At 51.3% G+C, this 26,449-nt stretch carries 20 protein-coding genes and 1 pseudogene; 13 read left to right on the top strand and 8 right to left on the bottom strand.

The features are described 5' to 3' along the window. Positions 1-31: 31 nt before the first annotated feature. On the bottom strand, positions 32-2,923 hold the full coding sequence (gene rapA / locus C2M29_RS02725; RefSeq protein WP_105188272.1) for an RNA polymerase-associated protein RapA: 2,892 nt from the start codon (positions 2,921-2,923) through the stop codon (positions 32-34). Positions 2,924-3,245: 322 nt separating this feature from the next. Here rapA and C2M29_RS02720 point away from each other — a divergent pair, with 322 nt between their 5' ends. Both C2M29_RS02720 and C2M29_RS02715 read left to right on the top strand, forming a co-directional pair. Further along, positions 3,246-4,646, top strand: a complete 1,401-nt coding sequence (locus C2M29_RS02720) for a PhoH family protein (RefSeq protein ID WP_105188271.1) — start codon at positions 3,246-3,248, stop codon at positions 4,644-4,646. A 285-nt stretch (positions 4,647-4,931) separates the two neighbouring features. After that, the gene (locus C2M29_RS02715; RefSeq protein ID WP_105188270.1) at positions 4,932-5,834 is read left to right on the top strand and encodes a diguanylate cyclase; all 903 of its coding nucleotides are present in this window, start codon (positions 4,932-4,934) and stop codon (positions 5,832-5,834) included. A gap of 44 nt (positions 5,835-5,878) precedes the next feature. Here C2M29_RS02715 and C2M29_RS02710 read toward each other — a convergent pair whose 3' ends face one another. Further along, complete coding sequence (locus C2M29_RS02710; protein ID WP_105188269.1) at positions 5,879-6,256, bottom strand: DUF3192 domain-containing protein; 378 nt, start codon at positions 6,254-6,256, stop codon at positions 5,879-5,881. 137 nt (positions 6,257-6,393) lie between these two features. Continuing rightward, on the bottom strand, positions 6,394-7,338 hold the full coding sequence (locus C2M29_RS02705) for a D-2-hydroxyacid dehydrogenase (RefSeq protein ID WP_105188268.1): 945 nt from the start codon (positions 7,336-7,338) through the stop codon (positions 6,394-6,396). 134 nt (positions 7,339-7,472) lie between these two features. Here C2M29_RS02705 and zntR point away from each other — a divergent pair, with 134 nt between their 5' ends. From zntR to C2M29_RS02685, 4 genes are all read left to right on the top strand, one after another. Further along, complete coding sequence (gene zntR, locus C2M29_RS02700; protein ID WP_105188267.1) at positions 7,473-7,886, top strand: Zn(2+)-responsive transcriptional regulator; 414 nt, start codon at positions 7,473-7,475, stop codon at positions 7,884-7,886. Further along, the gene (locus C2M29_RS02695; protein WP_105188266.1) at positions 7,870-9,051 is read left to right on the top strand and encodes an SO_0444 family Cu/Zn efflux transporter; all 1,182 of its coding nucleotides are present in this window, start codon (positions 7,870-7,872) and stop codon (positions 9,049-9,051) included. The genes zntR and C2M29_RS02695 overlap by 17 nt, the downstream gene beginning before the upstream one ends. A gap of 81 nt (positions 9,052-9,132) precedes the next feature. Further along, positions 9,133-10,245: a 1-acyl-sn-glycerol-3-phosphate acyltransferase gene (locus C2M29_RS02690; protein ID WP_105188618.1), complete on the top strand. Its 1,113-nt coding sequence runs from the start codon at positions 9,133-9,135 to the stop codon at positions 10,243-10,245. A 66-nt stretch (positions 10,246-10,311) separates the two neighbouring features. Then, on the top strand, positions 10,312-10,557 hold the full coding sequence (locus C2M29_RS02685) for a DUF1289 domain-containing protein (RefSeq protein WP_105188265.1): 246 nt from the start codon (positions 10,312-10,314) through the stop codon (positions 10,555-10,557). Here the strand turns inward: C2M29_RS02685 and C2M29_RS02680 are convergent. Further along, complete coding sequence (locus C2M29_RS02680) at positions 10,552-11,262, bottom strand: substrate-binding periplasmic protein (RefSeq protein ID WP_105188264.1); 711 nt, start codon at positions 11,260-11,262, stop codon at positions 10,552-10,554. The genes C2M29_RS02685 and C2M29_RS02680 overlap by 6 nt on opposite strands. 229 nt (positions 11,263-11,491) lie before the next feature. Between C2M29_RS02680 and C2M29_RS02675 the strand changes: the two genes are divergently transcribed. The 4 genes from C2M29_RS02675 to C2M29_RS02660 are packed head-to-tail and all read left to right on the top strand — an operon-like array spanning position 11,492 to position 16,620. Beyond that, the gene (locus tag C2M29_RS02675) at positions 11,492-11,701 is read left to right on the top strand and encodes a DUF3283 family protein (protein ID WP_105188263.1); all 210 of its coding nucleotides are present in this window, start codon (positions 11,492-11,494) and stop codon (positions 11,699-11,701) included. Further along, a complete protein-coding gene (locus C2M29_RS02670; RefSeq protein WP_105188262.1) occupies positions 11,698-12,126 on the top strand; it encodes a GNAT family N-acetyltransferase in 429 nt (142 codons plus the stop codon). The genes C2M29_RS02675 and C2M29_RS02670 overlap by 4 nt, the downstream gene beginning before the upstream one ends. Further along, positions 12,119-12,763 carry a ligand-binding sensor domain-containing protein gene (locus tag C2M29_RS02665; protein WP_105188261.1) on the top strand — a complete coding sequence of 215 codons (645 nt, stop codon included), beginning with the start codon at positions 12,119-12,121 and terminating at the stop codon, positions 12,761-12,763. The genes C2M29_RS02670 and C2M29_RS02665 overlap by 8 nt, the downstream gene beginning before the upstream one ends. Positions 12,764-12,774: 11 nt before the next feature. Continuing rightward, the gene (locus C2M29_RS02660) at positions 12,775-16,620 is read left to right on the top strand and encodes an EAL domain-containing protein (RefSeq protein WP_158684631.1); all 3,846 of its coding nucleotides are present in this window, start codon (positions 12,775-12,777) and stop codon (positions 16,618-16,620) included. On the opposite strand, the gene C2M29_RS02655 is transcribed toward C2M29_RS02660, so the two are convergent. Together C2M29_RS02655 and C2M29_RS02650 are read right to left on the bottom strand one after the other, a co-directional pair. Continuing rightward, positions 16,580-17,533 (bottom strand): ion transporter, encoded by a 954-nt coding sequence (locus tag C2M29_RS02655; protein ID WP_105188259.1) that lies wholly within the window; start codon positions 17,531-17,533, stop codon positions 16,580-16,582. The genes C2M29_RS02660 and C2M29_RS02655 overlap by 41 nt on opposite strands. Beyond that, positions 17,526-20,213: a bifunctional acetate--CoA ligase family protein/GNAT family N-acetyltransferase gene (locus tag C2M29_RS02650; protein WP_105188258.1), complete on the bottom strand. Its 2,688-nt coding sequence runs from the start codon at positions 20,211-20,213 to the stop codon at positions 17,526-17,528. Before C2M29_RS02650 ends, C2M29_RS02655 begins: the two co-directional genes overlap by 8 nt. A 68-nt stretch (positions 20,214-20,281) precedes the next feature. On the opposite strand from C2M29_RS02650, the pseudogene C2M29_RS02645 reads away from it, so the two are divergent. The 3 genes and pseudogenes from C2M29_RS02645 (at position 20,282) to C2M29_RS02635 (ending at position 23,795) form a co-directional block, all read left to right on the top strand. Beyond that, a pseudogene (locus tag C2M29_RS02645) lies at positions 20,282-20,999 on the top strand (SIMPL domain-containing protein). A 360-nt stretch (positions 21,000-21,359) separates the two neighbouring features. Then, entirely contained in the window at positions 21,360-22,544 is a 1,185-nt protein-coding gene (locus C2M29_RS02640; protein WP_105188257.1) for an alpha/beta hydrolase-fold protein, read from the top strand. 195 nt (positions 22,545-22,739) lie between these two features. Further along, positions 22,740-23,795 (top strand): PepSY-associated TM helix domain-containing protein, encoded by a 1,056-nt coding sequence (locus C2M29_RS02635; RefSeq protein WP_105188256.1) that lies wholly within the window; start codon positions 22,740-22,742, stop codon positions 23,793-23,795. A gap of 50 nt (positions 23,796-23,845) precedes the next feature. On the opposite strand, the gene C2M29_RS02630 is transcribed toward C2M29_RS02635, so the two are convergent. Then, positions 23,846-25,687, bottom strand: a complete 1,842-nt coding sequence (locus C2M29_RS02630) for a DUF885 domain-containing protein (RefSeq protein ID WP_105188255.1) — start codon at positions 25,685-25,687, stop codon at positions 23,846-23,848. A 100-nt stretch (positions 25,688-25,787) separates the two neighbouring features. Beyond that, positions 25,788-26,312, bottom strand: coding sequence for a DsrE family protein (locus C2M29_RS02625; protein ID WP_199774847.1), 525 nt, complete (start codon positions 26,310-26,312; stop codon positions 25,788-25,790). Between the last annotated feature and the right edge of the window lie 137 nt (positions 26,313-26,449).

Genomic DNA, 26,449 nt, shown 5'->3' with positions numbered 1-26,449 from the left:
AGACCCTTGGCCGGCCATTTTAAAGAAATGCCTAGTGACTGACAACGATTAAGCGAATGGCGTCGAGTTTTACCTTGGCTTTATCGATATAGTCATCCATCTCGGCGCGGCTGCGCTGAAAATGTTTAAGCTCTTCATCGCGAATATTGGGGTTGATCTCTTTGAGGCTAGTTAAGCGCTCCAGCTCGCTATCAACGGCCTGATGCATGGCGGTTTTGGCGGTCGCACGTAATTGCTCCATTTGCGTTTGCGCCAGGGTGTTACCTTGCTCAATAAGCGGGTGAATGGCGCTTTGCAGGGCATTCACCAGCTTAGAGGCGGTTTGTCTGCCAACCGCATTGAGCTGTTGATTAAAGGCATCGAAGGCCACATTTTCCGCCAGGTTATTACCGCCTTTATCAAGCAGTACGCGCACCGGAGTTGGTGGCAGGTAACGCCCCAGTTGCAGTGATTTCGGCGCCATGGCCTCGGCGATATAAATCAGCTCGACAAAATAGGTGCCCGCCGGCAGCTTCTTGTTTTTCAGCAAGGCCACAGACGCGGTTCCGAAATCGTCGTCGCAGATCATTTCCATCGCCCCTTCAACCATGGGGTGATCCCAGCTGATAAAATGCAAATCTTCCTGAGCCAGGGCGGTATCACGGTCAAAGGTGATACTCATGCCCTCATCCTTCAGGCTTGGGAAATTAGCCCCGAGCATGTGCTCGGTGGGTTTGAGCACAATACTGTTCTCGCCCTTGTCTTCCTGGTTGACGCCCCAGGTATCAAACACATTGATCATATAGGTGGGCAGCTCAAAACTGTTATCGACCACCTTAATATCTTCTACCAGATGCTCGGACTTACCCTGACCACTGGAGTGTAGCTCCAGCAGGCGATCACGACCGGACTCCATTTGCGCCTTCAGCTCACCATAACGGCCATCAACGCGTTCAACCAACTCGCTTAACACCTCATCCTGATAGCTATTGTGGGCAAGCAACTGCAGCAACTCATCGCCAAATTCCTGGTTAAGCATATGGCCCGTGGTTGAGGTGTGCTCGAAGGCATGCAACCCTTCGTGATACCAGCGTAGCAGGGTGTGCTGGGCGCTGTGCTCGAAGTAAGGCACATGAATTTTAATGTCCTGGGTTTGACCGATACGGTCAAGACGACCGATGCGTTGTTCCAGCAAGTCCGGGTTAAGCGGCAGATCGAACAGCGCTAAATGGTGGGCAAACTGGAAGTTACGACCCTCGGAGCCGATTTCAGAACAGATCAACACCTGAGCGCTGTCTTCTATGTCGGCAAAGAAAGCCGCCGCACGATCGCGCTCAATGATGCTCATGCCTTCATGGAAGACCGCCGCTTTGATGCCCTCGCGCTCGCGCAGTGCTTGCTCGAGGCTCAGTGCCGTTTCGGCCTTGGCACAGATCACCAGCATCTTCTCGGGCTTGTTGCTGTTGAGGGTATCGATCAGCCATTGCACCCGCGGGTCAAATTGTGTCCAGCTGGCATTGGCGCCTTCGAATTCCTGGAAGATCTTTTCCGGGAATAGGGCACGAATGGCACTGAGTTCGATGGGGCCGTTATTGCCTAGACTGCCCATCACGTTCATTGCGGTTTTATATTGGCTCGGCATGGTCATGGGATAGCTGTGCAGGATGCGCTGCGGATAGCCGCTGATACCACTGCGGCTGTTGCGGAACAAAATACGTCCGGTGCCGTGTCTATCCAGCAGTTGCTCGAGTATCTGTTCCTTGGCTTGGCTATCGCCCTCGTTAAATTGCGCCAATAGTTTTTCACCCTGGCTGCCAAGCAAGTTGGTAAGTACTTGCTGTTGTTCTGAGTTAAGCGCTTGCTCTTGTAATATACCATTGGCGGCATCGGCTATGTCTTTATAGTGACGTTCTTGCTCAACGAAGGCGTCGTAGTCGTAGAAGCGATCCGGGTCGAGTAATTTCAAACGGGCAAAATGGCTTTGATGACCGAGCTGATCCGGGGTGGCCGTCAACAGGATGAGGCCGGCAATATCTCGGCTAAGTTCCTCGATGCGGAGGTATTCGGTGCTGGGTTTATCCACCGACCAGCTTAGGTGGTGCGCTTCGTCAACCACAAGCAGATCCCAATCGGCCAGGGTGGCCTGTTCGAACCAGCGTTTTTTCTTGGTCAGAAACTCCAGGCTGGTCAGCACCAACTGCTCGGTCTCAAATACATTGGCACTGTCGGCAAAGGCCTCGGCGCAGCGCTCTTCATCGAAAATGGCAAATTTCAGATTGAAGCGGCGCAGCATTTCTACCAACCACTGGTGTTGCAGGTTTTCCGGCACCACGATCAGTACTCGGCTGGCACGACCGGTCAGCAATTGCTGATGTAAGATCATCCCCGCTTCGATGGTTTTACCTAGCCCCACCTCGTCGCTGAGTAAAACCCGAGGGGCGAAACGTTGGCCGACTTCACGGGCAATGTGCAACTGGTGTTCAATTAGGCTGGCGCGTTGGCCGATCAGGCCCTTTAGAGGCGACTGGTCGCGGTGAAACCTATGCTGCCAGGTGTTGTAACGCAGGGTATAGCGGTCAAAGCGGTCAATTTGGCCGGCAAAAAGGCGGTCCTGCGGCTTATTGAACTTAATAAAGTGGTCAAGAAAAGTTTCCTTAAGCTCGGTCGGCTCTTCATTGTCAACGCGCGTGCCTTTATAGGTATACAGACCATCTTGCTCGATCACCTCGCTGACCGTGAGTTCCCACTCGTCGGCACTGCGGATCACATCGCCGGGGTTAAATAGCACTCGGGTGACCGGCGCTTCGGCCTGGGCATAAACTCGGCTCTCGCCGCTGGCGGGGAATAAGATGTTAACTTGGCGTCCTTCCAATGCAACTACGGTACCTAATCCTAAATCCGACTCGGTATCACTGATCCAACGTTGACCTAAGGAAAAATTCATTTCGTGCTCAATCTCGACTATGGGTTATCTAGGCTTGGGCCGTGGCGGCCCGAGCAAAAAAAGGCGGCTATATTAGCGTGCAACTTGGTGATTATCACCTGAAAACTGATAAATAGTGTGGTGCTTGTTTAGAAAACATACAGCAGCAAAAGACGGCGCTTTTTGCAAATGCAAAACGGCACTTTTTCTCTACTTTTTTGCCGTCATCAAAGCGTCTTTTTGTGACCATAGACTAAACTTGAAGTATGCCACTAAGGCATAACCACCTTGTTAGTGTAGCTGTAAAGGTGCAGTTATAATAAAGACAAATTAGGAACGCGCTATGGATAAAGACCGCCTCGTTAAAAGCAGTAAAATGTATGTGCTCGACACCAACGTACTACTTCACGACCCCCTTGCATTCCTCTGTTTCAAAGAACACGCCGTCGTCATTCCTATGACGGTACTCGAAGAGCTCGACCATATTAAGGACCGAAAACGCGATGTCAGCCGCGATGCCCGTGTTGCCATTCGCTCCCTCGACGAAGTGTTGCGTGATGCCACTCCGGAGCAAATGCTCAAGGGGGTGTTATTGCCGGACGACAAGCGGGCGCCGGAGCAGCCGCGCGGCAAGCTGATCATAGTTAACGACCACCTGTTTGCCGACAGCATTTCCGGTTTGCCGGGCAATGAAAATGACCATCGGATTATTAACTGTGCGGTCTATCTGCAAAAACAATACAGCGATGCCAAGGTGGTATTGGTCACCAAGGACATCAATATGCGCTTAAAGGCCAAGGGTGCCGGGCTGCATTATGTTGAGGACTACCGCACCGATCAGTTGATCGACGATGTGGCCTTGTTGACCTCAGGCTATAAAAAGATGGAAGGGGATTTTTGGCAGCGAGTTGGCGAGTGTGAGACCGAGCAGCAAGGGCGCGATGCCTTGCATCATGTGTCTCGTGAGTTGGTGCCGGATGTCTTTGCCAATGAATATCTACTTGATGAAACCGGGCACTTTGCCGCTCGAGTGGTGGAGTATAACGATACCCATATCACCTTAAAAGATCTCGGCGTGGAACGCTTAATGTCGCGTAATGCCTGGGGCGTTAAGCCGAAGAACATCTACCAGGGCATGGCCATGGATGCCTTACTCGACCCCGATGTTGAGTTGGTGCTGCTGACCGGCCCGGCTGGCTGTGGTAAAACCATTTTAGCATTGGCCTGTGCACTGGAAATGATCATCGAAAAAGGCGTGTACGATAAACTGATTGTAACTCGTAACACTCCGGAAATAGCCGAGTCCATCGGTTTCCTGCCGGGTACAGAGGAAGAAAAAATGGCGCCCTGGCTGGCGGCGATCACCGACTCTTTGGAGGTGTTACACAAAAGTGATGAAAACCCCATATCCAGCCGTAATTACATTATGGAAAAGGCCAACATTCAGTTTAAGTCGGTGAACTTTATGCGTGGGCGCAGTATTCAGAATGCCGTGGTGCTGTTGGATGAGAGCCAAAACCTTACCGCCTCACAGTTAAAAACCATTATTACCCGCTGTGGCGCCGGCACCAAACTGATTTGTTCCGGCAACCTGGCGCAAATCGACAGCAGCTATTTAACCCCGCTGACTTCGGGTTTAACCTACATTGTTGAGCGCTTTAAGGACTTTGAGGGCAGTGCGACGGTTAACCTTAATGGCGTGGTGCGCAGTCGTTTAGCCTCCTTTGCAGAAGAAAACCTATAGCTATCAGTACAGTACACCGTCTATTATAGGCGGTGTACGCATTGCTTTTGTCCATTAATAAGGTATGGTTAGCTCCACAGCGGTACCATGCCAGTGACTTATTGGCATGCTAGATTAAGCAAAAAACCACCTTGGTAACAAAAACTACCGTAAAAATACCAAGTAAAGATCACTAACTCGGTCTAAACTGGTAGCAAAGGTGCGCTAAACAAATAACAAATACAGCTCAGCGGTAGGCCTGCACGGGACGGATTGTTGGGCAAGGTATAGCAAACAGGAAGGCTCATGAAGTCAGCAAAAATTCTCATTGTCGACGATGACGAATTAAACCAAGTGATTTTAACCAAAACCCTCACCCCTCAATATCAGGTGCATTGCGTGAATGATGCCGAGGCCATGTTTGCTTGGCTCGAGGAAAACACCGCCGATTTAATCTTGCTGGATATCATGATGCCGGGCATGGATGGCTACGAGGCACTGAGGCAGTTAAAACACGATGATAAAACGCAGCCCATTCCCGTCATTATTATCTCCGCAAATGATTCCTGCGGCGATGAAGCCAAGGGTCTTGAATTGGGCGCCATGGACTATATTACTAAGCCCTTTGGCAGCGCCATTGTGCGTGCCCGGGTGAAAAACCAACTTACCATCAAACAAAAAAATGACCTGTTGGAAATGCTGGCCAGTATCGATGGTTTAACGGAAATCCCTAATCGCCGTTATTTTGATGAGCACTTTGCCCGAGAATGGCGCCGCAGCGTGCGTGCCGGTTTGCCCCTGTCTGTGCTTTTGATCGACATCGATTACTTTAAGCGTTACAACGACAGTTATGGCCATCAAAAGGGGGATGAGTGTTTGAAGAAGGTGGCCTCCGCCTTGGTCAACAATTGTCAGCGTGGCAGTGATTTCATCGCCCGTTACGGCGGTGAAGAGTTTGTGGCTGTTTTGCCCGGCAGTGAGGAGCATACCGCCATGGCATTAGCCAATAAGCTATGCCGGGTTATCAGCGAGCTGAATATTCCTCATATTGACTCACCCATTGCCGAGCACATCACCATCAGCATTGGCGCCACCACTTTTAATGGCGACAACAGCGACAGCTGCGAAATGGCCTTGATCGAAAATGCCGATAAGGGCATGTATCAGGCCAAGCAACAAGGGCGCAATGGCGCTGCTTTCTACGGTTAAAAAAAAAGGCCGCCGGGTTATATACGGCGGCCTGGTTCCTTTCTTTACAGCTTACCGACCAAAGCCTGATAAGCGCTTTCGCCAACACTGATCAAACGGCCGGCTTTAAATACTAAGGGCGTGCATTCGTTTTTGCCGATCTTGCCATCGGATTTAACGCTTTGCGTGGCATAAAACAGCACCTGATATTCTTCTCCCTGATGGGCAAAGGACTCACTGAAATCCGGTGTGCCCAGAGTTTCTTTGACTACCATGGCGCTGTTACCTAGATCAAGATGGGCAATATAATCGCGATTTTGTCGCTGTTGTTTTTGCCAGTCGCTTGATGCCCAATGGGCGTCTGCTTCACCGTCATTCACGGAAACGATACAACCTCCTAGCAGAGGTAGGCTGACAAGGGCGCAAAGAAGTGCTTTTTTCATTGTGTTATCCAATTTTTTATTATCTGGTAGGCAGTGACTAATCAAATACAGTGCCAGATTTTTATTTCTATATTTTTCAATGGGTTGAATTTTTTCGCTCTAGTCTGCTTGGTGCTATTACTAAAGAGTTAGTGAATTTAACCAACGCGGTTACGAACTTCACCATTGGCAAAGGCACGAATATTTAAGGCCAACTGATGGATAAGCCGGTCTCTGGCTTGTGCCGAGGCCCAGGCAATATGTGGCGTCAGTAGCAGGTTGTCACCCTGATAGCGTACCAAAGGGTTTGCCGGGTTGGCCGGTTCTTCACTGAGCACGTCTAAGGCCGCGCCGCCCAGGGTTCCGTCGGCCAAGGCCGCCGCCAGATCGGCTTCGTTAATAATGGCGCCACGAGCGGTATTGACCAGCACGGCACTGGGCTGCATTAAGGCCAGGGTGTCGCGGTTGATTAATTGCTCGGTCTCGCTATTGAGTGGGCAGTGAATACTGACGATGTCCGCCTGCGCCAGAGCTTCTTCAAAGGCGATGCGACCGGGACGAGGGGCGTGACCGCGGCGCTCGGCAATGAGCACATGCATATCAAAGGCGTTGGCCACCCTGGCCACGGCCTGACCCAGTTCACCATGACCAATAATGGCGATTTTTTTACCCGCGAGCTCGGCGATATCATAATCAAGGCGGCAGAACATCTCGCTTTGTTGCCATGCACCGCGACGACAATCGTCAATATACCTATGCAGGTTATTAAGCAGCAAAGAGATAAGGGTAAAGGTATGCTGCACCACGCTGGCGGTGGAGTAGCCGGCGACATTGCACACCACAATGCCTTGTTCTTTGGCGGCGGCAATATCTATGTTGTTGGTACCGGTAGCGGCGACGCAAATGAGTTTTAGTTTTGGCAGTGCCTTTAGCTGCTCGGCGCCAAGCTGCACCTTGTTGGTGATCACCACCTCGGCGTCGGCGCAGCGCGCAACGACATCCCGTGTCGATGTGAGTGCATGGCTGTGAAATTCACCTAAAGCGGCAATCGGTGCCAGTGAGTTTGCTCCTAAGGTGTCGGCGTCTAACATGACGATGTTCATTTGTGCTCTCCAAATAGGCTATTGGCGCTAGTTTTTCATGGACCGGCGATTAGCGCAAAATTAATCCTTGACCTTAGTGTTAACTCTAAGGTTTATAATGGCCACTAATTGAACAGCACAGGGGGAGAGTCTAGATGCGCATAGGTGAATTGGCCAAGCAGGTGGATATGAGTACGGACGCGCTGCGTTACTATGAGCAGCAAGGGCTATTGAGCGCGCCTCTGCGTAATGCCAGTGGCTACCGTCAATACGGGCGCAAGCATATGGCGCAATTGCGTTTTATTCGTCGTGCCAAGGATGTTGGTTTTAGTTTGGAGGAAATTGCCGAGCTGTTAAAGATAAACTTCGAAAAGGAACAGCACAGCTGTCAGGAAGTGAAAGATTTAACCCTGAAAAAGCGTGAGTTGGTGGCCGAGCGCATCGCCGAGTTACAACGTTTCCATGCCTCGCTGTCGCAACTCGCAGAGCAATGCTGCGGCAGTAGCGCACCGGCACAACATTGTTCGATTCTTACTGCCCTGGAGGACATAGATGGACTTACTCAGTAATTTCTGGCAACTGTTTGTACTGTCGGCGCCTTGGCTGATGCTGGGGTTGCTGCTTGCCGGATTAATCAATGTGTATTTGCCCGCTAACTTTCTTAATCGTCACCTCGGCAAAGAGGGCCTCTGGACCACGGTTAAGGCGGCGCTGATCGGAGCGCCCATGCCGCTCTGCTCCTGCGGGGTTATCCCGGCGGCAGTCGGACTCAGAAGGGCGGGAGCGTCAAAAAGTGCGACTACATCCTTTTTAGTCTCGACGCCGGAAACCGGGGTCGACTCGGTGTCCGTTTCCTATGCGTTATTGGGCCCGTTTATGGCGATGATCCGGCCGATCGCCGCCGTTTTTAGCGCTATTACCGCCGGTTTACTGGTGGGGCGTGAGGGCAGCTCGGAGCAAAGCGTAACTGAAAGTTCGACACCTAAGGAAAGTGCGTGCTGTGCTTCCACGGCCAAGGCGACGTTTGTCGAGAGCCCTGCGAGTTGCAGCGCCGTCCGGGTTCAGCCCGATGAGCAAGCAGTCAGCTGTTGCCCCTCTCAAGCTCAGCCTACACGAGAAGAACCCGCTTGTTGTCGCGCCGATGCAGAGGCTTTAGCACCGACAAAACCTGCTCAAGCAGCTGCTTTCACCAAGTTCAAGCAAGCGCTGCACTTTAGCGCCACCAAGCTTTTGAGCGACACAGCCTTATGGTTGATGATTGGTCTGTTTTTCGCGGCCCTGGTGCAAACCTATGTACCCACCTCTTATTTAAGCCAATGGGGCAATGGTATTTTGGCCATGACTGTGATGGTGCTGATCAGCATCCCCATGTATATTTGTGCCACCGCTTCTACGCCGATTGCCGCCGGTTTACTGTTGGCTGGAGTGTCGCCCGGAGCGGTGCTGGTCTTTATGTTGGCCGGACCGGCTACCAATATCGCCACCTTAGGGGTAGTTGGTAAGGAGCTGGGCCGTCGCGCCGTTGCCGCTTATTTAACCGGGGTGATAGGCGTGGCCTTGTTGTTTGGCTTAATCACCGATTACCTGGTTTACGAATTCGGCTTTGAGGTGACGCCACTGGGTGGGCAGTATCATGAGGTGTTGCCGCCCTGGTTGGAGCAAGGCTCCGCGGTTATCTTGAGCCTTTTACTGCTACGTTTACTGTGGCTAAAATTCAGTCGCTCTCACTGGTAAGAGTTGATAAACTTAGCGAATAAATAAAGGGCGCGATACAATAGGCGCCGTTTTTTTGCCTGCAGTAATAAGGTGAGCACCGTGGATAAGTATGCAGATATAAGACCTTACAACGATGACGAAGTGGCGGCAGCCGTAGCTCGGCTGATTGCCGATAATGCCTTTGTTGATCTCATTGCTAAGCACAACTTGCCCGCTTGGTTGGCGTCGTTGCGTCTTATTTCGCGACCGCTGGTACGTAGGCAGTTACAGCGCAAATGGGGTCAGGTTAGCTCCGTAGAGCAGGTGCAGCTTGAAGTGGTGCACTACCTGGAGCAGATAGTGAATAACACTACGGCCAAGGTGACCTTTTCCGGCCTTGATGAGTTGGATAAAAACCAGGCTTATTTATTTATCTCCAATCACCGCGATATCGTTCTGGACCCGGCCTTGGTGAACTTTGGTTTGCATCAGCACGACATGAATACGGTGCGCATTGCCATCGGCGATAACCTGCTGCAAATCCCTTATATCACCGAATTAATGCGCTTAAATAAGAGCTTTATCGTAAAGCGCTCGGCCAAGGCACCAAAAGAAATGCTTAAGGCCCTGACCCAGTTGTCGGCCTATATTTATGACTCTCTGAGCGAGGGGCATAGCATCTGGATTGCCCAGCGTGAAGGGCGCACCAAAGACGGTTTCGACCAAACCGATCCGGCGCTATTGAAAATGCTGCAGCTCAATGGCCGCAAGCAAAAGAAAGACTTTGCCGAGTACGTGCGCGAGCTCAAAATTGTGCCTGTGTCTATCTCCTACCAGTACGAACCCTGTGCCCTGTCAAAAGCCAAGGAGTTGTATCATAAAAAGCATCATGGCGAATATGTAAAGTCGGCCGGTGAAGACATCGAAAGCATAGTGGAAGGCTTTACCAGCGATAAGGGCCATGTGCATCTTGCCTTTGGTCAGCCCATTAGCTGTGATTGCAGCACCCCGGAAGACCTGGCAAAAACCATAGATAAGCAGATCGTGGAGTCCTTCTACCTGCATCCGGGCAACTACATTGCTGCTAAGCATGCCAATGCGGTGGTCGACTCAGAATCCAAGGATGTGAAGGCCTTTGCCGAGCGTATGGAGGCGATCCCTGAGCATCTGCGTGATCTGGTTACCGCCATTTACGCCAAGCCGGTATTACGCAAAGAAGAAATGGACAGGTAAGTTTCACTGGCAATTAGGCGCGTCAGGCATTAACGTTAGAGATAGGGTTAATGCAATGATGTGCCTATGCAACAGCTTGAAATATTCTCCATCGATAGCCCCTGCAAGGGGATCTGCCAGGTCAATAGTCGCGGCTATTGTCGTGGTTGTTATCGGTCGCGAGAAGAGCGCTTTCATTGGAATCAGTTAACCGATGCGCAAAAGCGCCATGTCAATATGCTGTGCCAGCAGCGTTATAAACGTTTCTTAGCGCGCCAGCAGGAGCAAGGACAGCAGCCACCGCCCATGGAGCAGGGCGAATTAGACTTATAAGCCGTGTTTTTTGCGCAATTGCGCCACCACACCACTTGCCTCTAAGCCCTGCAAGACGGCCAAGAGCTTGGGAATTTTATCCTTATGGCGCTTATGCACATAATGATAGCTGTAATAATCTTGCAGATGATGGCGGGCAAAGGGTTGCTCGGCGCGATATTGGAAGCGTCGCTGCAGGTGGAAATCGAGGAGCACCACCGCATCCACCTGATTTTGAGCCAAGAGATTCAACTGCGCCGCGACACTTTCCAGTTTAATGATTTGTCCAGTGAAGTTATTGCTATGCAGGTATTGCTCGGTGACCGGATAACCATTGCGAATAGCGACCCGTGAAAGCTCCTGCAGGTTGCAATAGTGACAGCGGGTAAGCATAAAGAGCTCAAACTTAAACAAGGGGAAATCCACCCGCAACAGATTCTCGTAGCGCGATTCGATATTGGCAATCCGCCCCAACTGACCGTCTAACTCCCCCTTGTCTGCCGCCGCTAAGGCCAGCGGGTGATCAAAATCAATGATCTCCAGCTCATAGCCGAGTTGGGCATAAGCATGTGACATCAGGTCGATGACAAAGCGCGCCTGGGCCGTGTCCATAGGCCTGTTAAAGGTCATCTTAGTGCTGTTGCTTGCCCCGTAGGCGTTACCTAGGGTGCAACAGAGAGCCATTAGCAGCAATCGCGGCAGCACTAAGGCAAAGATGTGATGCATAAATACCTGCTGGCGTAACACTGCGACCTTGAAGAAAAAATTAGCGGAATAAGGGGGCAGTGGTTATCATTATTTTCATTAATCACATTGTTAAATTTATGTGATGTATTTTTCTATTTTAGGTAAACTAGGGTAGAAATACCAGCTTTAGCTTAGGCTGGGTTCCATACACCCTGGGTACTATCTGTTATAGTATAGGTCGTATCAGTTATTAAATAGTGTTGCAGCGATGAGTGTCAATCTTTGTCGACTTCCACGAGAAGAGAAGTACAGAATTCAATTGGATTACGAGGCGTCATTTTGGGCGTATCAAATTATTCGTGGTAAAAATGCCCGGGATAAGGTCTATGAAGCCATCAACATGCGTCCTGTCTCGGAGCAAAGCTATCTTAAGCAGCAGTTTGAACATTTCTTGGCGATGATGAGTGCCTCGCGATGAGCCCCCCTTTGGCGCAACGCTTACCCGCCCTGGCTACGCCCTTGGTGAACAAGTTTTATGATCGGGTCGGTGCCCGGGGTCGCGCCAACAAGCAAGACCAGCTTTGGGTGGTGCGTTGCGACAATGAAATCGTGGCGGCGGCCAGAGTCAGTCGCCTCGAAGAGCAGCAATTCCTGTGCGGCGTGTTTGTCGCCGCCAGTCATCGCCGTCAGGGGTTGGCCGGCACCTTAATTCGCCAGGTATGTACCGAGTTAAACGGGCCCATCTATAGTTTTATTTATCAGCACCTCAGTCCCTTGTATGAACAATTAGGCTTTGCCGCCGTGGCGACCCTGCCCGAGCATCTGGCGTCGCGTTTGCACAGCTATCGACGTCAGGGGCGGGATGTGTTGCCTTATTGCTATAAGGAATCCGCCGATGCGTAATTGCTGGCTGTTGTTATTGAGCTTGTTCCTGGTCGCTACCGCGGGAGCCAAGGTGCAGCGTTTGTCACCCAGTGAGGGGCTGTCTCAAAGCTATGTCGGCAATATGGTCATCGACCACCAAGGGTATCTGTGGCTGGCCACCGAGAGTGGCTTAAATAAATACGATGGCTATCAGGTAAAAATTATCAGCGACAGCAAGGGCGAACTTGATGATGCCATGATCGATGCCCTGCATATGGATAAACAAGGGCAAATTTGGACCTCCTCAATTCTTAGCGGCCTGTATCGCTATGATAGCGGCAAGGGGGTGCTTGAACGGGTGGTGGCGCCGCCAAAAGAACTGGACCCAGATTTTGCCACCGCCGTATTTTCCATGCACTCCCTGGACGAGAATAATATGCTGCTTGGCCGAGGCGGCGATGTTGCCGTCCTTAACCCGAAAAGCGGTGCTATCACCAGCTTATTTAAGGTAAGTGATGATGAAAACCGCGCCTTGGTTCGGGTGTTTTTTCAATATCAGCATTATATTTTCATCGGCACCACCAACGGTGCCTTTGTTTATGACCTCAATAGCCTTCGGATGAGGCCTTTGCAGCATTTCCGTCGGGCAGCAGTGGCATACACACCGAGAATGTAAAGTCCTTCGCCTTGCTCGACAACAGCAAGTTGTTGATAGGAACGGTGAAGGGCCTGTATATCACAGATATCGCCGAGCTCGATGCCTTGTTTAACGAGCCACAGCGGCCATTTCAAAGCAAGGTGTTACTGCCGGATCTGAATATTTGGCAGATCAAACCCTTGGACCAGCAAACACTGCTATTGGCCACGGATAAGGGCTTATTTGAATATGACTGGCAAGTAAACCGTCTGCGTAAGCAACAACGGCTCGCCGAGAGTCCCTACAGTTTGTCGGATCCCAGTATTATCAAATTGGTGGAAACGGAGCAGGGCGATATGTGGCTGGGCACCAAAAGCGATGGCGCCTTTTTCCTGCCTAATAAGCGTTTTGATTTTCAAAATATCACTGCCGACACCCTTGGCGGCGACGGCCTATCCCATCATAATATCTGGAGCTCGGCACAAAGTGGCGACACCCTGTATTTGGGGACCCATAATGGTTTGACCATAGTGGATCTGGCGACAATGCAAAGCGAGGTGAAATTTAAAAGTTATCTCAGCGACGAACTCGACAATGTCTTTAGCATTTATACCCTGATCCCTTATCGTCAGCAGTTGCTGATGAACACCACCCGCGGCTTGTTCAGCTTTAACAAAGACACGCAGCAAGTCACGAAATTGCAGGCCAAAGAGCCAGATTCTCAGGCCTATCTTGAGGGCTACTTGCATGGCCTGCACCTGACCGAAGACGGTCGTTTGTATGCGGTTAATCAAAATCAGGGCTTTTTCTACTTTGACTTGGCTGAGCTACGGGTGCAGCCCTTAGGTGGCGACTTGGATAACCATGACCCCTTTTTGGCCCTGGGGTTCAGCGCGCCGTTAGCGGATCAGCCGCTGCAGCCATTGTTTTTCTCCGGTGGCCAGTTGTTACGTTTTAATGCTCAAACGCAAACCCTGCAACTGCTTTATCAGGTACCGCGATCCCAAGGTAGCTTGGCCATCAATCTCAACGGTTATGTGGTGGACAATAACAATATCCTCTGGCTGTCGTTTTCTAATTATGGGCTGGTGGCCTTAAACGCCAGCAACTTTAGTTTTATTAAGCGCATTGATCTGCAGCGCCGCGGCCTGGGTAACCTGATGTATGATCTCATGCTCGATGAAACGGGCATGGTGTGGATGAGTAGCCACAAGGGGTTGTGGCGTTTTAACCCGCAAAATGAGCACTTTTTTCAATACACCACCGAGGAAGGCCTGGCCACCAACGAATTTAACCTTGGCTCGGTGAGTCGTCGTAACGATGGTCGCCTGGTTTTTGGCTCGGTCAAGGGCGCAACACTCTTCTACCCAGAGCTAAATATGCCACAGCGTGCCCTGCTGCAAGGGGTAAACTTTACCTCGGCCGAGTTGATGTATCGTGAGCTAGCCTTACCGACCATGGGGCCCTTAACCCAGGTTCATCTGGCTCATGACGATATCGGGTTAGAGATCACCTTCAGTGCCATGGCTTTTAATTATCAGGACCGGGTTATTTACGAGTACCAGCTCGATGGCAGCCAAAAAAGCTTCACCCGGGACAATAATCGCGTGGTGTTCCCTAAGCTTAACCCCGGTGATCACCTGTTACAGGTGTGGGCACGTGACCCGTTTACCGGCGAGTCTACCAAGCCGGCGAAACTGAGCATTAGTGTTGCTTACCCACCGTGGAGTTCACCCGGATTTATCACTTTGTACGGGGTGGTTACCCTGAGCTTGATAGCCATGTGGATCTATCGCCGTAATCGCATTCAAAAAATGCTGATGGCCGCCCATAAGCAAAGTAAGGAATCGGCGGCGCGCCTTAAGCTGGCACTCGAAGGCAGTCACTCGGGGGTGTGGGATTGGCACCAGCATGAGAGTAAGATTTACCAGCCGCGGCTGCGTGAGGAACTGGGCTATGACTATGAGCATTGTCAGCTTGACCAATATCTGGCGTTGATCCACCCGGATGAGCGGCAAAAATTCCGCATTGAATGGCTGGAGTTCTTATCCACCGACAAGGGCTACTTTAACTGTGTTTATCGCCTGCGTCATAACAGTGGACAGTGGCGTTGGTACAAAGACTTTGGCAAGGTGATGCAATGGGATGGTGCCCATCCGGTCCAGGTTGCGGGCACCTACACCAATATGACCCGGGAGCTGGTGCTGGAAGAAAACGCTCGCATGTTTGGTGCCGCCTTTGAGCAGGCCAGCGACTGGCTGATTATTTTCGACTCCAAGCTGCGCATCGTCGCGACCAACCAGGCATTGCGGGATAACTTCGATTACAGTACCAGCAGTCCGTCCTCGAGACGCCTCAACCTGGGTCTATCGAAAAATGTGCGCATCAACTATCTGCGTATTCTTAAGGGATTGCGCGTTGGTGAGCATTACCAGTGCGAAGAGCAGGTGGTACTTAAAACCGGCGAGCAGGTTCCCGTGCTGTTAAAAATGAGCGCCGTTGCCGACAGTGAGCAGCACAGTACCTGTTATATAGTTATGTTGACCGACATCAGCGAAGCGAAAAATACCCTGGTGACCCAGCAACAGCAGGCGCACTACGATAGCCTGACCGGCTTTCCTAATCGTCCTTTGTTTATGGACCGAGTCGAACATGCCCTTGAACAAGCGCAGCGGGACAACCGCGGCTGTGCGTTGTTGTTGATCCATGTGCCCTTGCCGGTTGTCGGGGGGACAGAGGATATCGCCGGCGAACAGCAACTGCTGAGCCTGGTTTATCGTCTGCAACGGGCGGTGCGCTCGCAAGACAGTTTGGGGCGTATCGAGCCGGAGCAATTTGCCCTGCTACTCGAAGACATTGATGAGCTGGAACAAGTGTTGGCAGTGTGCCGCAAGGTGCAGGAAGTGCTGATGCGACCCTGTCAGGGCATGCTGGGTGCCGCCAACGCCAGTGTTGGCGTGGCACTGTTTCCCGAGGATGGTCACCAGGGAGAGGCCCTGCTTAAGGGCGCCGAATTGGCGCTGTACCAGGCCAAGCGCAGTGGTCGCAACCAGTTCCATTTCTTCCAGCCGGAGATCAATGCCCAGGTGCAACGCAGTTTGGCTACCGAACAAGCCTTGATGGTCGCCGCCGAGCAATGCCAGTTTATCAACCACTATCAGGGAATCTACGGGATGCAAAGCGGACACTTGCACGGTTTTGAGGTCTTGCCCTACTGGCAATATGATGACCAGCTGTTAGCGCCGCACGACTATTTCCCCCATATCCGCCAAACCCGACTGTGGTCAAAACTCTTATTGCAAACCCTGGAGCGAGCCGTGCTCGAATGTCGTCTATGGCATAGGCAACAGCCGCATTTGCGGTTGTCATTGGCGATCAATGGTCGCGAATTTAGCCAGCCGGGCAGCATGGGCGATATTATCCATCTGCTGCACAGCTACGACTTCCCAATTGCTTGTTTGGTGCTAGAGATATCGGTGCATGATTGGCAGCGCCTCGATGGCGAAGCCAGACAAGTGCTGCAGGAGCTGGTGGTTGAAGGGGTGCACCTGTCTTTGCATATTAAGGCGTTGGACGATTTTAGCGTGCCTGAATTAGTTGACGAGTTATTTCAACAGGTGAAGTTTGGTGCCGATCTCTGCGCCCTGTTGTGTGTGGACTATAAGGCCTATAACAAGGTAAGCCGTTACATGTCCATTTTCAGCGCTATGAATATCGAGGTACTTGCCCTTGGCGTGGCCGATGACAAACAGCAACGCCAGCTGTTAAGCCTCGGCTGCACCCTGATGCAAAGCGATGCTCTGCAGCAGCCCTGCCATGGTGATGGGGTGGTCGATTTACTCGGTAAGACCTGTATTATTCCAGATGATGACCGCACTGGGGACAAAAGCGCTTAAGCAAGGGATGCTGCTCGCGCACCTGCTCCTCTATGTGCGCGGCCTCTTGTACACTTAATCCAAGCTCAAGACGCAATTCATTGAGCTTGATCCGCTCAGGATGGCAGATAATGCCGTCTTCCATCAACTGGTGCGCCATCTCGCTGTAGGTTCTGCGTCGCTTGCGCAATTGTTCCGAAAAGCTTGAGGCTAAAATACCTGTGGGTATGGCAACCATGCCCATGCTTAATATGGTAATAATGCCACCGAAGATTTTCCCTACCAGGGTAACCGGCACGGTATCGCCATAACCCACCGTGGTTAACGTGATAATGGCCCACCACATGGCGGCGGGAATAGAGCCAAACTTATCTGGCTGCACATCATGTTCGAGCAGATAAATACCACTGGCGGCGATAATTAGGATCACCGTCATAATAAAAAACGCAGCCAGTAAGGAGCTCGCTTCTTCCTGTATGGTGGTGAGCATCAGTTGCATGGCGCGCGAGTAGCGGGTGAGTTTGAAAATACGCAGCAACCGCAGCACCCGCAAGAAGCGCAGGTCGAAGGGCGCTATAAACATCAGTAACGACGGCAAGATGGCGATTAAGTCGATGATGGCCATGGGTGAAACCAAATAGCGCAGACGACGTTTGGTTGGGCTTAATGGGCTGTCGGCAAAACGGTTTAAATCGACGCTGGTCCATACCCGAGCCAGATATTCAACGGTGAAGATAAGCACAGACACCAGCTCAAAGTAGGTAAAAAACTGTGTATGTTTATGCGCCATGCTGGGCACCGACTCCATCACTATGGCGAGCACATTGGCAAAAATTAAGGTCATCAAAAAGGCATCGAAGGCATAACCGTAGCGCTTCGATTTACCGCGTGCTTCAAACACATCGGCCAGTGTCGTTCTTATTTTTTCAGTCATCTTGTGTTCTTTCATTGAGTACACGACGCATATGAATGGTTCCTTCTTCAAAGTCACGGGCGATAGTAAACCCTAACTTACGCGCCAGTTCTATCATGCCTGAGTTCTCCCACAGCGTCATACCCTCAATGCTGCCGACGCCCTGTTGCTGACAATAATCGATGGCGGCACCAAGAAGAATGCGTCCAAGCCCCAGCCCCTGTGATTGAGAGCTGACCACGATGGCAAATTCTCCGACCAGGTTATCCGGGTCCATCAACACCCGGGAGACCCCCAGGGTGACATCTTCCGCGCCCTGTTTACGGGTGACAATAAAGGCCATTTCTCTGTCATAGTCTATCTGCGTCATCTTTGCCAATTGCTCATGGCTAAAGTGCGGCATTTCGCCGAAAAAGCGCCGGTATCTGTCTTCCTTACTCAGCGACTCGTCGAAGCGACGGTGAGCCTGCTCATCTTCCGGGCGGATGGGGCGCAATAAGGCGCTAGAGCCATCTTTTAGCGTCACCCAGCGCTCCAGTTCTTTAGGGTAGGGGCGAATGGCCAGGCGCTTACGATGGGCCAGACGTTGGTAGCGGCTGATCCCTATGCTGGCATCGAGCACTAAAAACTGTCCCTGGGTGGCCAGCAGGGGATTGAGCTCCAGGCTGTGGATGTCGGGTTGATCGACTATTAACTGCGAAACCCGGGTGAGCAGGGCACATAAGCGATACTTGTCGACCTTCTCCGGTAAGGTGCGCTCTTTGAGCACCCCCTTATCCTGAGCATTGGCAATTAGATACTTGGCCAGATTCATATTCAGCGGCGGCAAGGCCACCGCAGCCTGAGAATAATCCAGGGCACTGCCGGCCTCACCGAGTAAAATCACCGGGCCAAACTGCGGATCGGTTTTTATGGCGATGCGCAGTTCGTGGGCCCCGGCACGGGGTGCCATGGGCTGAATGGCAAAGCCATCGATGCGGGCTTCGGGGTACACCTGGTTTATACGCAGCAAAATGGCAAACGCCGCTTGCTCGACCTCTTGTTCGTCGCTGAGGTTAAGCACCACGCCGCCAACCTCGGATTTACTGGCGATATCCGGGCTGATCAGCTTGAGCACTACGGGGAAGCCGCATTCGGCGGCGACTTCCGCCGCTTCACTCGGGGTGGTGGCGATATATGTGGTCACCGTATCTATGCCGTAATAGGCCAACAGCGGCGCCGCCTGATGAGTGCTCAGGTAGTGCTCGTTGCGATCCAGATGGGCGCTGATTGCCGCCTGCGCCGCTTCGACCTGGATATCCAGTTCATCGACGATGGACTCAGGGGTTTGCGTCAGGTGTTTTTGGTTACGGCGGTAATTAATTAAATGCATATAGGCACCGACCGCGCCCTCCGGGGTGCGATAGGTGGGGATGCCGCCCTGGGCGCAAATGCGCCTGGCCTCATAGGCGGCGTCTTCACCCATAAAGTTGGTCATCACAAAGGGACGCTTGCGGGCGTCGATTTGCGCCAGAGTGTCCACTATGATGCGGGCATAGTCGGCACTCGGCGCCAAGGCCGACGGGGTGTGAATGATCAGCAGATTTTCCACTTCCTTGGCCTCAAGCAGTATTTTCAGCGCCCGTTGATAACGCATTGGGTCTGAGTCACCGAAAATATCCACCGGATTATGGGTGCTGTCGGCCTGGGGGATCACCTCGTTTAACGCCTGCAACGTGGCCTCGCTAAGCTCACAGAGTTTGCCCGAGCTTTGTACCAGGCTGTCGACGGCCATCACCGCCGGACCACCGCCATTGGTAAGAATGCACAGGGGTTCCACTTTGAGCAATTTTGGGTGCAGCGCCAGCGTTTGTGTGGCGGCAAACAACTCGCGTAAATCATTTACCCTAAGCATACCAGCACGCTGAATAAGCGCATCGTACACCGCATCGCAGCCGCTGGCGCCGCCGGTGTGTGCCAAGGCGGCCTGGGCACCGGCGTCGGTACGTCCTGTTTTAATGACGATCACAGGTTTACTGAAGGCGGCGGCTCGGGCTGCGGAAATAAAGCCACGAATATCTTTTAGGTTATCTATGTATAAGAGCACCGCTTTGGTTCGGGCGTCGCGGCCAAGAAAATCTAACAGCTCACCAAAGTCGATATCCAGACAGTCGCCCACGGAGATAAAATAAGAAAAGCCGATGTCCTTATGCTGCGCCCAGTCCAAAATGGTTGAGCACACCGCCGCCGACTGAGAAATAAAGGCAACCTTACCGGGCCGGGTTACGGTATGGGAGAAACTGGCATTAACGCCGAGATGGGGGATCATCAGACCCAAACAATTGGGCCCCATTAAATTCACTTGCAGGGTTTTACAATGCTGTTGTAACTCGATTTTTTGCTCTTCGCTGAGGCCGGCCGCGACCACGATAACGTTGCGACAGCCTTGTTTGGCAAGATCGCTGATCAGCGGCAACAGGGTGGCCTTGTTGGTACAGATAATGGCAATGTCCGGTGTTTGCGGTAGCGCTGCGATATCGGCGTAGGCCAGCACCCCGTGTACCGCGTCATATTTTGGGGTGACCGGCATAATGGGGCCGTTAAAGCCGCCCTGAAGCAGGTTGCGCATCACAATGTAGCCAGGGCGCATGGGATTGTTCGAGGCGCCGACAACAGCTATGGATTTAGGGTTGAAGAACTGACTAATGCGTTTTACGCTCATAGCTTACTCTTTTTGGTACATTGGATACCAAAATATAGTCTCATACTTGCTGCAAAAAGGAAGCTTCAATGCACAAAAGTATAACGCACATCAATATTTTACCCGCTTTTCTCCTGGCCTTGGGGCTTGCCTCTATTGGCATTTTACTCGGTAATGCCATCGTCGCGTTTAAGGCCATGGACCGCACCGTGGTGGTGAAGGGATTAGCAGAGCAGCAGGTGCAGGCGGACACTGCCATTTGGCCCATTGTTTTTACCGAGGCCGGTGATCAGCTTGAGCAGGTCACCGCCGCGGTGGAGCAAAAACAAGACGCGGTGGTGGCGTTTTTAAAGCTGCATGGCTTTAGTGATGAGGAAATCTCCTTCGGCCAGGTGACCGTAATCGATAAAAAGGCGCAGCAATATGGCCCGGAGCAAGTCGGCCTGCGCTATCTGGTAAGTGCCAATATGTCTGTGTATAGCCAAAGCCCTAATCAGGTGGCGTCATGCCAGTAGTCAGATCAGCGAACTGGCTAAGCAGGGTATCGCAATTGGCGGTGATCGCTATACCAATCGTATCGAATACCTGTTTACCGGCCTAAACGATATAAAGCCGCAGATGATAGAGCAGGCTACCCGCAACGCCCGCGAAGTGGCGCTTAAATTTGCCCGCGACTCGGACTCGACGCTCGGCAAAATTAAATCGGCGCGCCAAGGGCAGTTTAGTATCAGCGATCGAGATTCAAGCTCGCCGCACCTGAAGAAGGTAAGGGTGGTGAGTACAGTCGAGTATTATTTGGTGGACTAATGGGGTCTGGGCGACGAGTGACCGAAGCACCGCTTCGCAATGCTCGAAGGTGGAGGCATGGCTGAAAGCGGAAAAAAGAGAGTGAATAGTTTCACTCTCGCCGCTTGAAGGTGACGAGCTCTGTGAGGAACGGGGATACCGTAACTTCGTCACGAACAGGAACCCAGCTTCATTGATGAATTGTGAGCGCCATTATCTCTATTTCCTCAAAGTCGCCACCGCGACAAATCAACAAGGTAAAACCGAAGCCGGTGCTCCGGCAATAACTTAACGTCTTGAACAAAATAGATTTCTTTTTACTGGTCGCTCGGATACTGTACAAAGCAAACGGACTAAATTAATAACAGAGGGAATTAAATTATGCGCCGTACAAGTCTTTTCGTTATCTCAACTTTTTTATTTGTCTTGTGTGCTGGTAAGGCTTGGTCTGCCGACACGGGCATTACCAAGCACAGCATTAAATCGAGCATCTATGGCGTTGATCGAAACTTTTTCGTCAAACTGCCAACGACATACAAAGAAGGCTCAAAACACACCTACCCGGTAATTTACCTTCTCGATGGCGACGCTTATGTGCAGCACTTTTTTAATGTGTCAGACGCACTGTCAGGGGGGGGCTTAACACCCGAATTTATTCTCGTCGGTGTTGAACATAAACAAAGAATACGGGATCTCACCCCAACGGGTATCGAAAGCCATCCCGGTACCGGCGGCGCCGATAAGTTCTTACAGTTTATTGAACAGGAACTGATCCCTCGTATTGATAAGGGTTATCAAACCAACGGTTTTCAAATTTTAGCTGGGCATTCCTTTGGCGGATTGTTTACGCTTCATGCTATGCAAGCCAAGCCGGATCTTTTTAACGCCTATTTTGCTTTCAGCCCTTCCTTGTATTGGGACAAGCAAACAACGGTTAAATCTGTGAAAGCACTGCTAACATCTAAAACGCAATACCATAACTTTTTGTATATGAATATGGGTAACGAGGGCCTGGATGACCCCTATGATAACTCCATAGCAATGCGCGATGGCTACATGGATTTAGTGACATTTATTGAGCACAACGCCCCTGAAAAATTTAGGTTTGTCTCTAAACACATGGAGGAGGAATATCACGCGTCTACCGTGGTTATCGGAACCTTTTACGCATTGCGTTCCTTGTATCGAAAGTACCCTTTACCCACGGCAATAGTTAAGCAAGGACTGACGGCAATCAATCAGCATTACCAAGAGTTATCGGAGGAAGTTGGCATCAAAATCAACCCGACTTTGGGGAGATTATCTAATGCCGGTATGTATCATATGTGGTCGAATGGTGATTTGAGTAAAGGCATCGAGATATTAAACTACCTTGTTAATTTAAATCCTTCATCCGACAGGGTACACGATGGTTTGGCACAGATTTATAAGGCCGATGGGCAATTAGACAAAGCGCTTTCCCACTGTGAAATGAGCGTGCGTTATAGCGGCTCAGAATCCGCTAATTATCAAACGTATAAAGCGCACTGCAAGGAAATCCGCCAGCAAGCACAAGGTTCTGACTAGTACTTGCATGTAATGCTCTGTCGCGCCTGGATATACACTAAGGTTCGCTTAGGTTAAACACAAGCCCTAAAACTTGCCATGGGGAGAGCATGCTCTTGGCTTTCCCCCCACTGCAACACCGAAGAAAAACAAAATATTTAAATGATACTAGTTATCATTTAGAATAACTAGGTTGTTAGCTAATGGAATTGCAGTTTGAAACGCGTAGCACGAAAAATTCATTTGACCCTGGCGCTGGTGAGCAGCGCTTTTTTAGTGCTCTTGTCACTCACCGGGGCGCTTTTGATCTATGCCAAGGATATCCAACTGGCGGTGAATCCCGAGCTGTGGCAGCGCGCCACCTCTGAGGCGCCCTTGGATCTGGATACCCTGTATCAAAAAGTACAGGAGCAGAGCGGGCAGAAGATAGAGTTTATCAGCATAGAGGAAGATAGCCGCTGGGCCTGGCAGGCACGGCTGGCCGATGGCAGTTATGCGAGCCTGGAGCCAGGCACGGGTGAGGTACTGTATCGCTACGATTATTACGACACCTTGTACGGCTTTACCATGGGTTTGCACCGCTGGTTATTATGGCGCGATGATAAGGGCAAGATGCCGCTGCGTAATTGGGTGTCGACCATGGCGCTGGGCTTTATGCTGGTGCTCTTGGTCGGCTTTTACCTCTGGGTTAAACCCAAGCAGCGACTAAAACGGCTAAAGATAAATCGACGCGCCAAGGCCCGGGTCATTAACCGCCAGGTGCATCATGTGCTCGGCGTGTATACCTGCTTGCCCTTGGTTCTTATTGCCTTCTCCGGCATTGCCTTTAATTGGCAGGCGCCGACACAGGCCGTGGTCAACGCCGTGCTGCCGGGGCAGGTTGAATCTCGCCCTCGGGTTGATGACATTACCCCCATGGCGCAAACGCACTTCCAAGAGGCATTTAAAAAGGGCCTGGCCGTGTTTCCGGAAGCTGCCTTGTTTCGCATTTATTTCCCCAAAAGCCCGGAAAAGCCTTTGGCGCTGCGTCTCAAACAGCCTGGTGAAAGCCATGCCTATTCCTGGGTCTGGGTGAATCCTTACAGCGCGCAAGTGATTAATAGTTTCGATGGCGCCGCCGCCAATCTGCCGACTCAGGTATGGAATTTTAAATACAAGTTTCATATCGGTGATTTTGCCGGGCCCCTAGTGCAGGTGCTCTGGTTGTTGCTGAGCCTATTACCGGTATTCTTTGTGGTTTCCGGGCTGGTGATGTGGCGGGGCCGAAAATAAAAAACGCCGGTCAGTAACCGGCGTTGTTCATTCCAATCTCAATGGTAAGATTAGGCGGCTTGCTTCTTAGCAACCCATTCGGCCACCATTTCTTCAAGCAGGTTTAACGGTACCGGGCCGTTTTTCAATACCACGTCGTGGAATTGACGAATATCGAACTTGTCACCCAGAGCCTTTTTCGCTTGCTCACGCAGCTCAACGATCTTGAGCATGCCGACCTTGTAGGCTGTGGCTTGTGATGGCATTACGATATGACGCTCAACCATTTTCACCGCATCCGAGGTGGCATTCGGTGTGTTGTTTACGTAGAAGTCGATGCCTTGCTGACGCGTCCAACGTTTGGCGTGGATGCCGGTATCAACAACCAAGCGACAGGCGCGCCATAATTCCATGGCCAGGCGACCGAAGTCCGAGTAAGGGTCTTGGTATAGGCCCATTTCTTTTGGCAGTAGCTCAGAGTACAGTCCCCAGCCCTCGGTGTAGGCGGTGAAGCGGCCAAACTTACGGAAACTAGGTACGCCTTCAAGCTCTTGGGCAATGGCGATTTGCATATGGTGACCTGGGATCCCTTCGTGATACGCCAGGGCTTCCAACTGATAGGTCGGCATGGCTTCCATATCGTACAGGTTGGCGTAGTAAACGCCCGGGCGTGATCCATCCGGCGCAGGCTGCTGATAGAAGGCTTTGCCCGCAGACTTTTCACGGAAAGCTTCTACTGCCTTCACGGTCAAATCTGCCTTAGGCTTCACGATAAACAGCTCGTCCAAACGACTCTTCATATCATCGATTACGCGTACCGCTTCGGCCAAGTAAGCATCGCGACCTTCTTGGGTATCCGGGTAGTAGAACTGCTTGTCGGTTTTCATAAATTCCATAAAGGCTTTGAGATCGCCCTCGAAACCCACCTTTTCCTTGATCGCACGCATTTCATCATGGATACGCTGCACCTCGGCAAGGCCGATGGCATGAATTTCATCCGCCGTTAGGTCTGTGGTGGTGGTGCGCTCAAGCATGGTGTTGTAGAAAGTTTTACCGTCTGGGAATTTCCAGGCACCGTCGCGCTCATCGGCACGCTTTTCAAGCTGTTGCAGGTAGCCGATAAGGCTGGCGTAGGCCGGTTTCACCGAGACCTTAAGGGCTTCGATGGCCTCATCGATAAGTGCTTGTTTTTGCTCTGTGTCGATCTCTAGCTTGTCGATTTTGCGTTTAAAGTCGGCCAGCAGAGTTGAGTCCTGCTCGCCACCAAACGGCGCGCCGGTAATGATGTTTTGGCTTGCTTCAATCACGTGAGGGAACACAAACTTAGGCGCAATGATCCCCTTGCTGGCACGGGTTTCCAGGTTTTTTTCAAGCTGGGCAAACAATTTAGGCACGCCATTTAAACGGGCGATATACGCCTTTGCTTCTTCTACATTGGCGATGCTGTGCTGGTTAATTAAAAACGCCGCCACCATGGAGTGAGTACCATACATCTGGTTCACCGGGTAGGTGTGGTAGCGCCATTGGAAATCATTAATGCTTTCTTCCAGATTCTGTTGCATTAGGTCGTAGCTGACCTGTGTCGTGGCATCAAGCTTGCTGCGGTCGATGGTTTTGAGCATTTCCAGATCTGCCTTGGCCAAAGCCAGGTCTTCTAGGGCGCGCTCTTCGCTTTGGTCATCCCACTTATCATAGTCTTTTTTAATACCCATATAAGTTTGGAATGTAGGGCTACGCATGATGTTGCGGTTAAAGACCTCTTCAAAAAAAGCATTGGCTTTTTCTACTTCGCTTTGAGCAACCTCTTGTACCTGTGCCGGCGCTGCGGCCGCAGTATTGGTGTTTTGAGTATTTTGACAACCGGCCAGCAGTGTGGCGCTGATGGCTGCGGCGATAAGTGTTAGCTTGCGCATAGTTATTTTACCTATCCTTTCACTTGTTGTTGTGCGAAGGCAGATGCCCCGCGAAAGTTAAAATAATCTTGTTGTTTGATGGCCGCCAAAGGGGGCAGCCTTAAAATGGATTTACTGTGTAGCCTTGCTGCTGCAGTTGCGCATGGGCGGTCATGGCGGAAAGCGCCATTTGCACGCCGGGGATCAACTGTTCGGCACTGATTTTATAATGGGTTGCCGACTGACCGCACACAAAGACCTGGGTATTGTTATTCAGTAATTGTTTGATCAAGGCCTGATTTTTGTTATCCACCCCAAAACGCTCTTGGTAGTATTTATTGCTCAATACATCGACCGAGGCGCCGCCGTGAACAACCAGGGCTAATTCAATGTTTTCTGGCTTAACTCCGTGCGCCACATGCATGTTGATAAAGCGGGCCAGGGAGTTAATGTAGTTGTTCTGCTCACCGGCTTTGGCCGCAGGGGCCACATCGAAGGCGATTTTAAAGCGGGTATCCGCAGCGATGGTGGCATGCTCTGGTACCTGATAAAAGTAACCAAAGTCTTGAATAACAGGGTTTGCTTGTTCAGCGTAAGCCCAAGGGCTCAATAAAAAAATAGCTAAAAGCAAACCTGTTAATTTCATTGTTCTTATCCTAGTTATTGTTAGGGTCTGTTGACCTTTGTTGTTTGTTTCTGCAGCCGTTTGTAGCGGATTTATACAAGGCGGCACATGTGTGGTGTAGTTATTCTACATAAGCATGTAACAACACAGTAGAAATA

This window comes from Pseudoalteromonas sp. T1lg48 (genome assembly GCF_002964785.1).
Classification (GTDB): Bacteria; Pseudomonadota; Gammaproteobacteria; order Enterobacterales; family Alteromonadaceae; genus Pseudoalteromonas.
The sequence above is the reverse complement of the archived record's forward strand: the minus strand, read 5'-3'. Positions and strand labels throughout refer to the sequence as shown.

Excerpts from the sequence above, each read along its gene's own strand:
- C2M29_RS02715 (WP_105188270.1), top strand. The coding sequence starts at position 4,932 with ATGAAGTCAGCAAAAATTCTCATTGTCGACGATGACGAATTAAACCAA.
- C2M29_RS02705 (WP_105188268.1), bottom strand. The coding sequence starts at position 7,338 with ATGAACATCGTCATGTTAGACGCCGACACCTTAGGAGCAAACTCACTG.
- zntR (WP_105188267.1), top strand. The coding sequence starts at position 7,473 with ATGCGCATAGGTGAATTGGCCAAGCAGGTGGATATGAGTACGGACGCG.
- C2M29_RS02710 (WP_105188269.1), bottom strand. The coding sequence starts at position 6,256 with ATGAAAAAAGCACTTCTTTGCGCCCTTGTCAGCCTACCTCTGCTAGGA.
- C2M29_RS02720 (WP_105188271.1), top strand. The coding sequence starts at position 3,246 with ATGGATAAAGACCGCCTCGTTAAAAGCAGTAAAATGTATGTGCTCGAC.
- C2M29_RS02640 (WP_105188257.1), top strand. The coding sequence starts at position 21,360 with ATGCGCCGTACAAGTCTTTTCGTTATCTCAACTTTTTTATTTGTCTTG.
- C2M29_RS02680 (WP_105188264.1), bottom strand. The coding sequence starts at position 11,262 with ATGCATCACATCTTTGCCTTAGTGCTGCCGCGATTGCTGCTAATGGCT.
- C2M29_RS02675 (WP_105188263.1), top strand. The coding sequence starts at position 11,492 with ATGAGTGTCAATCTTTGTCGACTTCCACGAGAAGAGAAGTACAGAATT.
- C2M29_RS02695 (WP_105188266.1), top strand. The coding sequence starts at position 7,870 with ATGGACTTACTCAGTAATTTCTGGCAACTGTTTGTACTGTCGGCGCCT.
- C2M29_RS02670 (WP_105188262.1), top strand. The coding sequence starts at position 11,698 with ATGAGCCCCCCTTTGGCGCAACGCTTACCCGCCCTGGCTACGCCCTTG.
- C2M29_RS02685 (WP_105188265.1), top strand. The coding sequence starts at position 10,312 with ATGCAACAGCTTGAAATATTCTCCATCGATAGCCCCTGCAAGGGGATC.
- C2M29_RS02630 (WP_105188255.1), bottom strand. The coding sequence starts at position 25,687 with ATGCGCAAGCTAACACTTATCGCCGCAGCCATCAGCGCCACACTGCTG.
- C2M29_RS02625 (WP_199774847.1), bottom strand. The coding sequence starts at position 26,312 with ATGAAATTAACAGGTTTGCTTTTAGCTATTTTTTTATTGAGCCCTTGG.
- rapA (WP_105188272.1), bottom strand. The coding sequence starts at position 2,923 with ATGAATTTTTCCTTAGGTCAACGTTGGATCAGTGATACCGAGTCGGAT.
- C2M29_RS02665 (WP_105188261.1), top strand. The coding sequence starts at position 12,119 with ATGCGTAATTGCTGGCTGTTGTTATTGAGCTTGTTCCTGGTCGCTACC.
- C2M29_RS02655 (WP_105188259.1), bottom strand. The coding sequence starts at position 17,533 with ATGACTGAAAAAATAAGAACGACACTGGCCGATGTGTTTGAAGCACGC.
- C2M29_RS02650 (WP_105188258.1), bottom strand. The coding sequence starts at position 20,213 with ATGAGCGTAAAACGCATTAGTCAGTTCTTCAACCCTAAATCCATAGCT.